The sequence below is a fragment of the Streptococcus cristatus genome, from assembly GCF_001588905.1.
GTDB classification, from domain to species: domain Bacteria; phylum Bacillota; class Bacilli; order Lactobacillales; family Streptococcaceae; genus Streptococcus; species Streptococcus cristatus_N.
Map to the genome: position 1 here is coordinate 1 of NZ_LAWH01000007.1, position 15,262 is coordinate 15,262.

General features: G+C 45.1%; 11 protein-coding genes. 5 read left to right on the top strand and 6 right to left on the bottom strand.

The window, feature by feature from the left end; genetic code table 11:
- Positions 1-91: 91 nt before the first annotated feature.
- The gene (locus A0765_RS01445) at positions 92-1,384 is read right to left on the bottom strand and encodes an adenylosuccinate synthase (protein WP_062004291.1); all 1,293 of its coding nucleotides are present in this window, start codon (positions 1,382-1,384) and stop codon (positions 92-94) included.
- Between the two features lie 301 nt (positions 1,385-1,685).
- On the opposite strand from A0765_RS01445, the gene gshAB reads away from it, so the two are divergent.
- The 3 genes from gshAB (at position 1,686) to A0765_RS01460 (ending at position 6,289) form a co-directional block, all read left to right on the top strand.
- On the top strand, positions 1,686-3,938 hold the full coding sequence (gene gshAB / locus A0765_RS01450) for a bifunctional glutamate--cysteine ligase GshA/glutathione synthetase GshB (protein WP_062004293.1): 2,253 nt from the start codon (positions 1,686-1,688) through the stop codon (positions 3,936-3,938).
- 224 nt (positions 3,939-4,162) lie between these two features.
- Complete coding sequence (locus A0765_RS01455; RefSeq protein ID WP_062004295.1) at positions 4,163-5,008, top strand: hypothetical protein; 846 nt, start codon at positions 4,163-4,165, stop codon at positions 5,006-5,008.
- A 24-nt stretch (positions 5,009-5,032) separates the two neighbouring features.
- Positions 5,033-6,289 (top strand): toxic anion resistance protein, encoded by a 1,257-nt coding sequence (locus tag A0765_RS01460; RefSeq protein WP_062004297.1) that lies wholly within the window; start codon positions 5,033-5,035, stop codon positions 6,287-6,289.
- 141 nt (positions 6,290-6,430) lie between these two features.
- On the opposite strand, the gene tpx is transcribed toward A0765_RS01460, so the two are convergent.
- The 4 genes from tpx to A0765_RS01480 form a co-directional block, all read right to left on the bottom strand.
- Positions 6,431-6,922 (bottom strand): thiol peroxidase, encoded by a 492-nt coding sequence (gene tpx / locus A0765_RS01465; protein ID WP_062004299.1) that lies wholly within the window; start codon positions 6,920-6,922, stop codon positions 6,431-6,433.
- A gap of 151 nt (positions 6,923-7,073) precedes the next feature.
- Positions 7,074-8,006, bottom strand: a complete 933-nt coding sequence (gene scbA, locus A0765_RS01470; RefSeq protein WP_062004301.1) for a metal ABC transporter substrate-binding lipoprotein/adhesin ScbA — start codon at positions 8,004-8,006, stop codon at positions 7,074-7,076.
- Positions 8,007-8,027: 21 nt separating this feature from the next.
- Positions 8,028-8,864 carry a metal ABC transporter permease gene (locus A0765_RS01475; protein ID WP_015605901.1) on the bottom strand — a complete coding sequence of 279 codons (837 nt, stop codon included), beginning with the start codon at positions 8,862-8,864 and terminating at the stop codon, positions 8,028-8,030.
- Position 8,865: 1 nt separating this feature from the next.
- Positions 8,866-9,585, bottom strand: coding sequence for a metal ABC transporter ATP-binding protein (locus tag A0765_RS01480; protein ID WP_062004303.1), 720 nt, complete (start codon positions 9,583-9,585; stop codon positions 8,866-8,868).
- Positions 9,586-9,733: 148 nt separating this feature from the next.
- Between A0765_RS01480 and A0765_RS01485 the strand changes: the two genes are divergently transcribed.
- Complete coding sequence (locus A0765_RS01485; protein WP_062004308.1) at positions 9,734-11,626, top strand: M13 family metallopeptidase; 1,893 nt, start codon at positions 9,734-9,736, stop codon at positions 11,624-11,626.
- 72 nt (positions 11,627-11,698) lie between these two features.
- Here the strand turns inward: A0765_RS01485 and A0765_RS01490 are convergent, their stop codons facing one another.
- Positions 11,699-12,400, bottom strand: coding sequence for an ion transporter (locus A0765_RS01490; protein ID WP_062004305.1), 702 nt, complete (start codon positions 12,398-12,400; stop codon positions 11,699-11,701).
- A 180-nt stretch (positions 12,401-12,580) separates the two neighbouring features.
- On the opposite strand from A0765_RS01490, the gene leuS reads away from it, so the two are divergent.
- A complete protein-coding gene (gene leuS / locus A0765_RS01495; protein WP_062004309.1) occupies positions 12,581-15,082 on the top strand; it encodes a leucine--tRNA ligase in 2,502 nt (833 codons plus the stop codon).
- Positions 15,083-15,262 lie beyond the last annotated feature (180 nt).

Here is a 15,262-nt window from a genome sequence, read left to right on the forward strand (position 1 = left end):
TACAGCCCTACTCAACTGTGCGGAGGTGGGACGACGAAATCGAATTCTAACGAATTACCGATTTCTGTCCCACTCTCTTGTCTTCACTTGCTTATAAACTTGACCAAACGCTTTCCAAGATATTGGTCTGCTCGCGACCTGGTCCGACTGAGAAGGTTGAAATGCGGACTCCAACCAGTTCGCTGACACGGCGAACATAATTGCGGGCATTTTCTGGAAGATCCTCTAGACTGCGGACACCTGTGATGTCTTCTGACCAGCCTGGCAATTCTTCGTAGATTGGCTTGCAGCGCTTGAGCTGCTCCAAACTTGCTGGATAATGGTCGATTCGCTCCCCATCCAAATCGTAGGCTACACAGATTTTGACTGTATCCAGACCACTCAAAACGTCAATGGAGTTGAGAGAAAGGTTGGTAATTCCTGATACACGGCGGCTGTGGCGCATCACAACGGAGTCAAACCAGCCCACTCGACGCGGACGGCCCGTCGTTGTACCGTATTCATGGCCCACTTCGCGGATACGTTCGCCCACTTCATCAAACAATTCAGTTGGGAATGGTCCATCACCGACACGGCTCGTATAGGCCTTGCAGACACCAACTACCTTGTCAATCTTGCTTGGACCAACACCTGAACCAATCGTCACCCCACCAGCAACTGGGTTAGATGACGTTACAAATGGATAGGTACCTTGGTCAATATCCAGCATGACGCCTTGAGCCCCTTCAAAGAGGACACGCTTGCCTTGATCCAGCGCATCGTTAAGGATGACAGATGTGTCAGTCACATACTGCTTGATTTGCTGACCGTATTCATAATATTCTTCAAAAATATCGTCAACGCCCATCGCTTGGCTATCGTACAATTTCTCAAAGAGGCGGTTTTTCTCAGTAAGATTCCGTTCCAAGCGCTCTCTGAAAATGTCTTTATCCAAGAGGTCAGCGATACGGATACCAACACGCGCAGCCTTGTCCATGTAGGCAGGACCGATTCCCTTGATCGTCGTTCCGATTTTATTGTCGCCTTTAGCTTCCTCTTGCAGACGATCCAGCTCGATATGGTAAGGCAGAATGACATGGGCACGGTCTGAAATGCGTAAATTATCTGTGGTAACACCTTCTTGGTGCAGATAAGCCAACTCCTTGACCAGAGATTTAGGATTGACCACCATCCCATTTCCGATCACTGAGATCTTTTCTGGGAAGAAAATTCCTGACGGAATCAAGTGCAATTTATATTTTTTCCCGTCAATCACAATCGTATGTCCAGCATTGTCACCGCCTTGGTAGCGGGCAATCACTTCAGCATTGGCCGAAAGGAAATCCGTAATTTTCCCTTTTCCTTCATCTCCCCATTGGGTTCCTACAACAACAACTGATGTCATAATTTCGTCTGAGCCACAAGAGCTCTTCCTTTCTTAATCTACAAGGCAGGAGTTTCACCTGCAAACGTATCTTACACTTTATTATAAGAAAATTTTGAATTTTTTTCAAGATCAGGTATCTTTTAAATTTGGATTTTCACTTTTGAAAGCGAATAATTCTTTTTGGATTTTTCTATTTTAACGAAATATATCCAACAAATGGCGATAAAAGTTCGGAAATTCATTAAAAACGTAGTGAATAGTTGTTTTCTGGCCTTTTTTATAATAGACTGAAAGTACTATACTAAGGACGGAAAAAATAATGACTATTGATCGTTTACTCGAAAAGCTAGACCCTGCCAGCCCGATCTTACAGGCGACTTTTGGACTGGAGAGAGAATCCCTACGCGTGACAGAGGCTGGGACACTGGCATCAACTCCCCATCCCAGCTCTCTGGGTTCTCGGAGTTTTCATCCCTATATCCAGACGGATTTTAGCGAGCAACAGCTCGAATTAATTACGCCCATCGCCTCTTCAACTCAGGAGGCCCGTCGCCTGCTGGGTGCCATCACCGATGTAGCTGGACGCTCCATTCCCCAAGATGAACTCATGTGGCCCTTGTCCATGCCTCCCCAACTCCGAGAAGACGAGATTGAAATTGCCCACCTCGAAAATACCTACGAACTCCATTATCGTCAAGGTTTAGCAGAAAAATATGGCAAACGGCTCCAGACCATTTCCGGCATTCATTACAATATCGAGCTAGGAAAAGATTTGATGACGGCTCTCTTTGAAGCTAGCGGCTTTTCTTCCTTCAAGGATTTTAAAAATGCTCTCTATCTCAAATTAGCTCGCAATTTCCTTCGTTTCCGCTGGTTCTTGACCTATCTTTATGGTGCAGCTCCACTGGCAGAAGCTGACTTTTACGATGAGCCAGTTGAGGCTCCTGTCCGTTCACTCCGCAATAGCCATCACGGCTACGTCAATGAGGAGCATGTTCATGTATCATTTCGCTCGCTGGAAAGCTATGTCTCGGACATCGAGGACTATGTCGAGTCTGGCGACCTCAGTGCAGAAAAGGAATTTTACTCGCCTGTGCGCTTTCGCGGTCAAAAACGAAATCAAGACTATCTGGAACAAGGCATTACTTACTTGGAACTGCGCTGTTTCGACCTCAATCCTTTCGACGTTTTGGGCATCAGTCAGGAAACCTTGGACACGGTCCATCTCTTTCTCTTGGCTCTATTGTGGCTGGATGATGTGACAGATAGTGATACACAGCTACAAGCGGCTCATGCTCTCAACGATGCCGTTGCTCTGGCTCACCCCTTGACGCCTCTACCTGCAGGGGCCGACAGCTCTGCTATTCTCCAAGCTATGGAAAATGTGATTCAGCATTTCAATCTCCCTGCCTCCTACCGTCAATTGCTAACGCAAGTCAGAGCTACGCTGGCTGAGCCCAAGCTGACTCTGGCAGGGCAATTATTGCCCCATATTGAAAAGAATTCCCTATCAGCATTTGGACTGGCAAAAGCACGGAAATATCGAGATTACGCCTGGACTGCACCCTACGCCCTCAAGGGCTACGAAAAGATGGAGCTGTCCACTCAAATGCTGATGTTTGACGCTCTCCAGAAAGGACTCCACCTCGAAATTTTAGATGAAAACGATCAATTTCTCAAGCTCTGGCATGGTCAGCATGTGGAGTATGTCAAAAACGGAAACATGACCTCTAAGGATAACTATGTCATCCCTCTGGCCATGGCCAATAAAACAGTCACCAAAAAGATTTTGGCAGCAGCTGATTTTCCTGTTCCGGCTGGGGCAGAGTTTTCTTCTCTTGAAGAAGGACTGGCCTACTATCCTTTGATTAAAAACCGACAAATTGTTGTCAAACCTAAGTCAACTAACTTCGGACTGGGCATCTCTATCTTCCAAGAACCAGCTAGCCTGGAAGCCTATCGCAAGGCTTTGGAGATTGCTTTTTCAGAAGACGCTGCCGTCTTGGTGGAGGAATTCATCTCTGGAACGGAATACCGCTTCTTTGTCTTAGACGGTCAATGTGAGGCAGTCCTCTTGCGCGTGGCAGCTAATGTCGTTGGAGACGGTCAACACACCGTGAGAGAATTGGTTGCCATCAAAAACGACAATCCCCTGCGCGGTCGAGACCATCGATCACCGCTCGAAATCATTGAACTGGGAGACATTGAGTTGCTCATGCTGGACCAGCAAGGCTATGGAGCAGATGATATCTTGCCTGCTGGAGTTAAAGTTAACTTGCGGCGCAATTCCAATATTTCTACTGGCGGAGACTCGATTGACGTCACAGACAGCATGCACCCATCTTATAAAGAACTAGCTGCGGACATGGCAAAGGCTATGGGAGCTTGGGCTTGTGGCGTTGACCTAATCATCCCTGACAGCTCTGCTATTTCCACAAAGGAAAATCCCAACTGTACCTGCATCGAGCTCAACTTCAACCCCTCTATGTATATGCACACCTATTGCGCTGAGGGGCCGGGGCAAAGTATCACACCTAAAATACTGGCCAAACTTTTCCCAGAAATGGACTGATAAAACAAGAATCGCAGGGGATTCCTTGCGATTCTTGTTTGCCCACTTGTGATAAAAAAGAACTCTTGCGCTTGCTTGCAGGAAAGGAAGCAAAGCTCTTTCTTGATGAGGCAAACATTCTCATCAAATCTAAAAGTGCGATTGAATATATCAATCTTTCTCCTTCAAAAACCAGCTTTTATGTTAAAATAGAGATATCATATTGAGAAGAAAGAGAAAGGTTCATGTCAAGAAGAAAGAATTATTCTAACCAGCAGCCGGAATGGTTTAGCTGGATTTGGATACTTGCAATTATTTTTGGTTCTGGAGTGGTAGCCAGCTATCTGATCCCCATTGCTATTTTGGGAGGTATTGGCTACGGAATCTATCGCTACCAAAGGCAGAAAAGAGTTCGTATTGAAGCTAAACAAGCCAGCATTGGCCGTATTGAAGATTTAAAAGCAGAGATTGGGCAGGCTGACCGCCGTATTAAAGAATTAGAAAGCTACCAAGAATACGGCAAGAAGGAAGACTACCAGGATTTAGCCCTGCAAATTCTTCCCCAACTCACCTATATCAAAAACGTTGCTAAGGAATTGCGAGATGAAATTCCTGCCTCTGTCTACCAGCGCATTCAGACTAAAATTACTACTGTAACCGAGGAAATTGATAAACAACTGCAAAAGATTGAACGAGAGAAAAGGCAACAGGAAGCACAGCCAAAGAAAACGAGTCTAGAAGAGCTAGCCCCAGAATTGGTCGCTACGGTTCGCAATATTCAGATTGACCACGAGGCCATTCTTCAAAAAATCTCTCAATCCGAAAGCAATAACAAGGAAGAACTGACTGCCATTCATCAGTCCCAGATGGAGCACTACGAAGATATTTTAGAAGGCTACCTCAAAATCAAAGCCTCTCCCAAAGATTTTTATAATGCCGAGGAGCGGCTAGCCAAAGCCAAAGCAGCTATCGAGCAGTTTGACTTGGACCTAGACGAGGCGCTGCGCCAATTAAATGAAGCTGATTTGAGGGATTTTGACATCAGCCTGCGTATCCTAGACAAAGAAAAGCAAACAGACACCGGCTTTTAAGCTAGATAAACCAAAGGAGAAACTATGAGCCAAGAATTTAACTTTGACATTGATAAAATTGCCAACAATGCCATCAGCAAAAGCGACAAAACAACAGAAATCATCGAAGCCAACACGACTCAAGAAAATGGCCAGCTCACTTTTCTAGAAAAGCTGACGCCTGAGCAACAGAGTGCGATTACGGCTAAAGCTCCGCAGCTAGTGGATAATTTCGTATCGGACCAGAATGCCTTGCTGGACTTTGGCCAATCTGCTGTAGAAGAAGTCAACGGTACTGTCAATCGTATCTTAGCCGAACAGAAAAAATTACAAATTCCTCAGGTAGATGAGCTCTTAAAAAACACTAACAAAGAACTCAATGGCTTTGTCGCAAAATACAAGGACGCTCAAGTGGCAGAACTAGACAAAAAGCCTAATTTCCTGGAAAAACTCTTCAAACAGAGCAAAAACATTCTTCAAGAATTCTATTTTGACTCACAAAATATTGAGCAGAAAATGGACGGCATGGCTGCAACCGTCGTCAAGCAAGAGGATGTTCTGGCTCGCAATATTGTTTCTGCTGAAATGCTGATTGAGGACAATACCAAATCGATTGAAAACCTAGTCGGAGTTATTTCCTTTATTGAAGCGTCTCAGCAAGAAGCTGGCAATCGGGCGCTCAAACTGCAGGCTGAAGTCGCTCAACTAGATACGACAACTCTTGACTACCAAGTCAAATCGCAAGAATTAGCCCGAATGACAGAGGTGGTCAACACCCTAGAGCAGCAACACACTGAATATGTCAGCCGTCTCTATGTGGCTTGGGCGACAACGCCTCAAATGCGTAACCTAGTCAAGGTTTCCTCTGATATGCGCCAAAAACTTGGAATGCTCCGCCGCAATACCATTCCAACGATGAAGCTGTCTATTGCCCAGTTAGGCATTCTCCAGCAATCTATGAAGTCTGGTCAGGTAGCTGACGCTATCTCTAATGCCAATAACGCTGCCCTGCAAATGCTCGCCGAAACGAGCAAGGAAGTCATTCCTCAGCTGGAACGGATTTCCCAAAGCCCTACTATCGCTGTTGAGTCTGTCACTAAGCTGGCAGAAAGCCTCGTCGCACAAAACCAAGGCATTATCGAAGCCATTGATAAAGGACGGGAAAAACGTGCTCTGCTAGAAGCGGCTGTCATCCAATCTGCAGAGACCATCAACAACTCTGTCAAACTACGTGATCAAAAGATTATCCAAGCCCTGCTGGATCAAGGCAAGGAAGCCCAGAAAGAATTAACTTCAGAATAATTAAAAGAGCCATCCAGGCTCTTTCAAATCGTGGACAAACGTCAAAACTGATGTTTGTCTTTTTGTATTTTTGGTCAAGAAGACAAAAATGCACTCAACTCTTAGGGAGAATTGAGTGCATTTTTTGAAAAAGATGTTTCTTTATAGATTTTTAACTGCCGCAATGGCTGCATCATAATCTGGCTCGGTGTTGATGTTATCTACATATTCAGCATAGGTCACAGTGTTGTTTTCGTCCAAGACAAGGACTACACGGGCTAACAGGTGCCATTCATTGATGAGGACAGCATAGTCGCGACCAAAAGAATGGTCAAAGTAGTCTGATAGCATGACAGCATTTTCGATGCCTTCAGCAGCACACCATTTGCCTTGAGCGAAAGGCAAGTCAACTGAAACCGTGATAACAACGGTATTGTCCAAGTCAGAGAGTTCTTGATTGAAACGACGGGTCTGAGTTGAGCAGACACCAGTATCGATAGATGGTACGATGCTGAGGACTTTCTTTTTGCCAGCAAAATCAGCCAAGGTTTTCTTTGAAAGGTCAGTAGCTGTCAGGCTAAAATCATGGGCTGTGTCGCCGACTTGCAGTTGTTGGCCCGTAAAGGTTACGGGATTTCCGAGAAAAGTTGTCATAGGAAGTCTCCATTCATGTTTGATAGCTCCATTGTACTGCGAATAGTGATTTTTTTCGAATAATTTGACTGAAAATTTGAGAGCGACTCCATATGAAGCTTGTTCTTCAGAAATAAAGAGGTTAGGATTTTATCTTCCCAACCTCTTATTATTATTTAGACAGACCTTCTGCAATCTTTTCTAAGTTGTATTTCATCATGCTGTAGTAGCTATCACCCTCTTCGCCTTTATCAGCGATTGAGTCAGTGAAGATTTTAGCGTAGATCGGAATGTTGGTGTCTTTAGAAACGGTCTTCATCGGACGGTCGTCTACACTTGATTCGACAAAGAGAGATGGCACTTTGGTCTTGCGTAGTTTTTCAACCAAACTTTTAATTTGGTCTGGAGTCCCTTCTTCTTCAGTGTTGATTTCCCAAATGTAGGCTGATGGCACATTGTAGGCCTTAGAGAAGTACTTGAAGCAACCTTCGCTGGTTACAATCATTTTCTTTTCTTCAGGAATGTTGTTGAATTTCTCTTTGGCTTCCTTGTCCAAAGCAGTCAATTTTTCCACATAAGCTTTAAGATTTTTCTCGTAAGTTTCTTTGTTAGCTGGATCCTTTTCGCTCAAGCGCTTGGCAATATTTTTCGCATAGATGATCCCATTTTCCAAGTTAAGCCAAGCATGCGGGTCTTCCTTGCCCTTTTCATTTTGGCCTTCAAGATAAATGACGTCAACACCTTCGCTGACAGCGTAGTAGTCCTTGTTTTCTTTCTTCTTAGCATTTTCTACTAATTTTGTGAACCAAGCATTACCGCCTGTTTCCAAGTTGATCCCATTGTAGAAGATCAGATCCGCTTGGGAAGTCTTTTTGACATCTTCAGGCAGAGGCTCGTATTCATGTGGGTCTTGGCCGACAGGTACGATACTGTGCAAATTGATCTTATCGCCAGCGATATTCTTTGTAATATCCGCAATAATCGAGTTAGTCGCAACAACATTCAATTTTGAAGAACCAGTCTCGGTACTGCTTTTTTGACTAGAGCAGGCTGCTAGGCCGACAAAAGCCAGCAAAAGCAGAACTAAGAAACGACATTTTTTCATTGGAAATCCTCCATAAATATATTATTTTACTTTTCTTTTTAAATACCGCTGTTTTGGTGCGATAAAAAATGAAACCAAAAAGATCAGGGCAGAAGTTAGAACGATACTAGAACCTGCTGCAACATTAAAACTATAACCGATGAAGAGACCTAAAACAGATGCACCAGCCCCCAAGGCAGATGACAATAAAATCATGGTCTTGAGACTCTTGGCATAGAGATAGGCTGTCGCAGCTGGTGTAATCAGCATGGCCACAATCAGAATCGTTCCGACACTTTGCATGGCTGTGACAGATACCAGAGTCAAGAGAATCATCAGTAAATAGTGGTAAAAATTCACCTTCATTCCCATAGCTTGGGCTAAGAGCGGGTCAAAGGAGGTCAGCAAAAGCTGCTTGAAGAAAATAGTAATGACCAGCAGCACCAAAATACCCACGCCAATACTAATCCACATATCAAGGTCTTGTACCGCCAAGATATTCCCAAAGAGAATATGGAAGAGGTCGGTCGAACTCTTGGCAACGCTAATCAAAATGATCCCCAGAGCCAAGAAGGAAGAAAAAGTAATCCCGATAGCCGTGTCACTTTTGATAATAGAATTGCCCTTGATGTAAGTGATAATAATGGAAGCTAGTAAGCCAAAGGTAATGGCACCGATGAAGAAATTAATCCCCAAAATATAAGACAGGGCCACACCGGGCAGCACCGCGTGAGAGATGGCATCCCCCATGAGCGACATGCCCCGCAGAATGATAAAACATCCAACAGCACCAGCCACTACTCCAATCACAATGGCCGTAATCAACGCATTTTGTAGGAAATGAAAATCATGCAATCCTTGAATAAATTCCTGGATCATCCTAGGCACCTCCATTCATAAAGAGCTGAGAGCCATAGGTCTTCTGCATATTTTCTTTGGTGAAGGTGCTCTCAGTTGATCCGAAAGCGACGACTTTTTTGTTAAGTAGCAAGACTTGATCAAAATAAGCGACCACCTTGCTCAAGTCATGGTGGACAATCAAAATTGTCTTCCCGTCTTTTCTTAGCTGACGGAGTGTTTTCATAATAATCTCTTCACTGACCGAGTCAATCCCAACAAAAGGCTCATCTAGGAAAATATAGTCCGCCTCCTGAACCAAGCAACGGGCAATCAAGACCCGCTGGAATTGTCCCCCAGACAACTGGCTAATCTGCCGCTCAGCAAAATCTTCTAAACCAACGATTTTCAAAGCCCGAGCAACCTTTTCCCAGTCAGACGCTTTGAGGCGTTGAAAGAGCTTGATCTTCGGATACAAGCCCAGAGACACACACTCCTTGACTTTGATGGGAAAATTATAATCAATGTGAATTTTCTGCTCTACATAAGCAATCTTGCTTAATTCTTGCTTCATGGGTTTTCTATCTAGAAAGGTCTGACCCTCACTCTCAACAATTCCTAACATACCTTTTATGAGAGTTGACTTTCCAGCCCCGTTTGGTCCGATAATCCCTGTGATAGTCGGTCCTTTTATTGTTAAAGAAGTTGGTTCTAAGGCCAGCTGTCCTTGATAACTGACACTTAAATTTTTCATTTCAATCATTGTTATACCTCTTTTGTTTTAATATACATTAAAATGAAAATTAAGTCAAGTTAATTTTTAAAAAATCCTTAAAATCAATATAGGAAATATTTGAAAAAAGGAGCTAATTTTGATAAGGTTATATCAAAAGCAGGAAAGCGAGAAAAACATGACACGTTTACAAGATGATTTTTATGACGCCATTAATGGCGAATGGGCCAAAACGGCCGTTATCCCAGATGACAAGCCTGTAACCGGCGGCTTCACAGATTTATCAGATGAGATTGAAAAGCTGATGCTCTCCACTACCGATAAATGGTTGCAGGGTGAGGAAGTTCCTGACGATGCTATTTTGCAAAACTTTATCAAGTACCACCGTTTAGCAGCTGACTATGACAAGCGGGAAAAACTCGGTATCAAGCCTGTTTTGCCTTTGATTGCGGAATACCAAGCACTCAACTCCTTTGCAGAATTTACCACAAAGATTGCCGAGTTTGAACTGGCTGGTAAGCCCAATTTCTTTCCTTTTGGTGTAGCGCCTGACTTTATGGACGCCCGTATCAATGTCCTCTGGGCAGATGCGCCAGGTACTATTCTCCCAGATACAACCTACTATGCTGATGGGCATCCTCAAAAGGATAAACTCTTGAAAAAATGGCGCGAATCTTCCGAAGCTTTGCTGCAAAAATTCGAATTTTCAGCAGAAGAAATCCAAGATTTACTGGATAAAGTTTTAGAACTGGATGCTCGAATTGCCAAAGTCGTACTATCACGAGAGGAAAGTTCAGAATATGCCAAGCTTTACCACCCTTACAAGTGGGAAGATTTCAAGGCCTTGGCACCGAATCTACCTTTAGATGCGATCTTCACCCAACTCATCGGGCAAATTCCTGACCAGATTATCGTACCAGAGGAGCGTTTCTGGCAGGCTGCCGACCAATTCTACTGCGAAGAAACTTGGCCCCTGCTCAAGGCCGTACTTATCTTTAACGCTATCGCGTCAGCTGAAGCCTACTTGACTGACGAAATCCGTGTCCTAGCAGGCGCTTATCGTCGCGCCCTGTCTGGAACACCTCAGGCGCAAGACAAGAAAAAAGCTGCCTTTTACCTAGCTCAAGCGCCTTTCAATCAAGCCATCGGGCTCTGGTATGCTGGACAAAAATTCTCCCCAGAAGCCAAGGCCGATGTGGAGCAAAAAGTAGCCAACATGATCCAAGTCTACAAGGAGCGCCTCGCAAGCAATGACTGGCTGACACCAGAAACTCGGGACAAGGCCATTGTCAAACTCAATGTCATCAAGCCTTATATAGGCTACCCAGAGGAGTTGCCTGAACGCTACGCAGACAAGCTTGTGGATGAAAATCTCAGCCTCTTCGAAAATGCTCAAAAACTGCGACAAGTGGAAATCAGGTACGGTTGGAGCAAGTGGAACCAGCCAGTGGATTACAAAGAATGGGGAATGCCAGCCCATATGGTCAATGCCTACTACAATCCTCAGAAAAACCTGATTGTCTTTCCAGCGGCTATCCTGCAGGCCCCATTCTATGACCTGCACCAGTCCTCTTCAGCCAATTATGGCGGAATCGGTGCGGTTATTGCCCATGAGATTTCTCATGCCTTTGATACCAACGGCGCTTCCTTTGATGAAAACGGCAGCCTCAACAACTGGTGGACGGAGCATGACTACCAAGCCTTTACTGAGCGGACTCAGAAAGTCATCGACCAGTTTGAAGGTCTAGATTCTTACGGTGCCAAGGTCAATGGTAAGCTGACCGTTTCAGAAAATGTAGCGGACTTGGGCGGTATTGCAGCGGCTCTTGAAGCAGCCAAGAAAGAAGCTGATTTCTCTGCGGAGGAATTCTTCACCAACTTTGCCCGCATCTGGCGGATGAAGGGACGCGAAGAGTACATGAAGCTTCTAGCCAACGTCGATGTCCATGCGCCCGCTAAACTTCGGACAAATGTCCAGCTACCTAACTTTGACGACTTCTTTACGACCTTTGATGTCCAAGAAGGAGACGGCATGTGGCGCAGTCCAGAAGAGCGCGTGGTGATTTGGTAAAGGACTTCAATAATATTTAATCAATCAAAAAATCTGTTCAGGAAGGGCATTAGAGCCTTCCTGAACAGGTTTTTATAGTTCTTTGATTTCTTTCATATAGCCGGCCGTGATGATACCAGCGGGCAGAGCCACAATGGCGATTCCTAAAAGGGAAGAAATCATGGTAATAATTTTTCCAGTCGTTGAAACTGCATAAATATCACCATAACCCACCGTCGTCAGGGAGATGGTCGCCCAATAGAGAGCGTCAAAAAAACTAGGAAACGTGCTGGGCTCGACATTAAAAATGATAAGGGCAGAGATGAAGATATAGCCAAGAGCCAAAAGACCCACGATCATCAAACTGTCCTTCTGCTTTTTTAGGACATTGGTCAGTATTTGGATATTTTTAGAATAGCGAATGAACTTAAAGACGCGCAAGATCCGAAGCATGCGCAAAATCTTAAAGAGCCGCAAACTATTATTCAACAAAAAGAGGGAAGGCAAAATGCAGAGCAAATCAGCCAGCGCCAGAAAGGTGAAAGGATAGAGAAGAAAAGAAAGCTTCCCTTTTCCCAATTTATAATCGGCCGTTAGAAGCCGAAGGATGTAGTCAATAATAAAAATAATCGTTGACACAAAATCCAACCACATGAAGATTCCTGTGTGACTTTTGGTGGTCAGGGGGATCAGGCTGACAATAATAGTCAGGAACATAAGCACATCATAGGCTTTTTCAATCGCATTTTCCTTTTGATGGGGCTCAATAATCTGAAATAAAGTCTTCCTTGTCATCCTCAACCTCACTTTTTTAAACTTGCTTTCATTCTATCTGTTTTTAAAAATAAGTCAAGGTCGATCCGCAAAGATTTTCTTCATTCTCCTTCGTCGGTTGCTTTCAAAATCCCTTGAAAATGGTATAATAGATAGAAACGTGTCTAGAACACAGAAAAGATCGTTGGAGAGTAAATGATTATGGCAACTTACAATCACAAAGAAATCGAGCCCAAGTGGCAGAAATACTGGGCTGAGCACCATACATTCAAGACAGGTACCGACAAGGACAAGCCTAACTTTTATGCACTGGACATGTTTCCTTATCCATCAGGAGCTGGTTTGCACGTAGGACACCCAGAAGGCTACACAGCAACAGACATCCTCAGTCGTTACAAGCGCGCGCAAGGCTACAATGTCCTTCACCCAATGGGTTGGGATGCCTTTGGTCTACCGGCTGAGCAATATGCCATGGATACAGGAAATGACCCAGCTGACTTTACAGCAGAAAACATTGCCAACTTTAAGCGTCAAATCAATGCCCTAGGATTTTCTTATGACTGGGATCGTGAAGTCAATACCACTGACCCCAACTACTATAAGTGGACCCAGTGGATTTTCACCAAGCTTTATGAAAAAGGTCTGGCTTATGAAGCTGAAGTGCCAGTAAACTGGGTGGAAGAGCTGGGAACGGCTATCGCCAATGAGGAAGTTCTGCCAGACGGGACATCTGAGCGCGGTGGCTATCCAGTTGTCCGCAAGCCTATGCGCCAATGGATGCTGAAAATCACAGCCTATGCAGAACGTCTACTCAATGACTTGGAGGAGCTGGACTGGCCTGAGTCTATCAAGGATATGCAGCGTAACTGGATCGGTAAATCAACCGGTGCTAATGTAACCTTCAAGATTAAGGACACAGACAAGGACTTCACCGTCTTTACGACTCGTCCGGACACCCTTTTTGGTGCGACCTATGCTGTTTTGGCTCCAGAGCATGCACTTGTCGACGCCATCACAAGTGCTGAACAAGCCCAAGCAGTTGCAGACTACAAACATACAGCCAGCCTCAAATCCGACCTTGCTCGGACTGACCTAGCTAAGGAGAAAACCGGTGTCTGGACAGGGGCTTATGCTATTAACCCTGTCAATGGCAAGGAAATCCCAATCTGGATTGCCGACTATGTGCTTGCAAGCTACGGAACTGGTGCCATCATGGCTGTTCCTGCACACGACGAGCGCGACTGGGAGTTTGCTAAGCAGTTTGATTTAGAGATTATTCCGGTTCTAGAGGGTGGCGATGTTGCTGACGCTGCTTATACAGAGGACGGTCCACATATCAACTCTGGCTTCCTAGATGGCTTGGACAAGGCTGCCGCGATTGAGAAGATGGTTGCTTGGCTGGAAGCAGAAGGTGTCGGAAATGAAAAAGTCACCTATCGCCTGCGCGACTGGCTCTTTAGCCGTCAACGCTACTGGGGTGAGCCGATTCCAATCATTCATTGGGAAGATGGCACCTCAACGGCTGTCCCTGAAAATGAACTGCCGCTTGTCCTGCCTGTAACCAAGGATATCCGCCCTTCTGGTACTGGTGAAAGTCCTCTGGCCAATCTCACCGACTGGCTGGAAGTGACTCGCGAAGACGGTGTCAAAGGACGCCGCGAGACCAATACCATGCCTCAATGGGCTGGTTCTAGCTGGTATTACCTGCGTTACATTGACCCGCATAACAATGAGAAATTAGCAGACGAAGAGCTACTCAAGGCTTGGCTGCCAGTTGATATTTACATCGGCGGCGCGGAGCATGCCGTGCTCCACCTCCTCTACGCTCGCTTCTGGCATAAATTCCTTTATGACCTCGGTGTCGTTCCAACAAAAGAGCCTTTCCAAAAACTCTTTAACCAAGGAATGATCTTGGGAACAAGCTACCGTGATCACCGTGGAGCACTTGTAGCGACAGACAAGGTGGAAAAACGCGATGGTTCTTTCTTCAACATCGAAACGGGAGAAGAACTGGAACAGGCACCTGCCAAGATGTCTAAGTCTCTGAAGAATGTGGTCAACCCAGACGATGTGGTGGAGCAATACGGTGCTGATACACTTCGTGTCTATGAAATGTTCATGGGGCCGTTGGATGCATCCATCGCTTGGAGCGAGGAAGGTCTGGAAGGCAGCCGCAAGTTCTTAGATCGAGTCTACCGTTTGATGACAAGCAAAGAAATTGTTGCGGATAACAATGGTGCTCTCGACAAGGTCTACCATGAAACAGTCAAGGCTGTCACAGAGCAGATTGAGGAGCTCAAGTTTAACACAGCCATTGCCCAGCTCATGATCTTTGTCAATGCAGCCAACAAGGAAGAAAAGCTCTATGTCGAATATGCCAAAGGCTTTATCCAATTGCTGGCACCTTTTGCACCGCACTTGTCTGAGGAACTCTGGCAGTCAGTAGCTCAAACAGACCAGAGCATCTCCTATGTAGCTTGGCCAACTTATGACGAAAGCAAACTGGTCGAAGCAGAAGTCGAAATCGTAGTTCAAATCAAGGGTAAGGTTCGTGCGAAGCTAGTCGTAGCCAAGGATCTGAGCCGTGAGGAACTGCAAGAAATAGCTCTGGCAGATGAGAAAATCAAGTCTGAAATCGCTGGTAAAGAAATCGTGAAAGTTATTAGTGTGCCGAATAAATTGGTTAATATCGTAGTAAAATAAGCAGTTTGGGGTAGCCTTATGGTGATTATAAAATAGGAGGCTGGGACAAAAGTCCTAGCCTCTCAATTGTCTTTGGATTGTTGAGCAAGACGCAGTGGTTGAGTGGGCTCTACTACGCTGATTTCATCAGCTTTTACAGCCCTACTCAACTGTGCGGAGGTGGGACGACGAAATCGAATT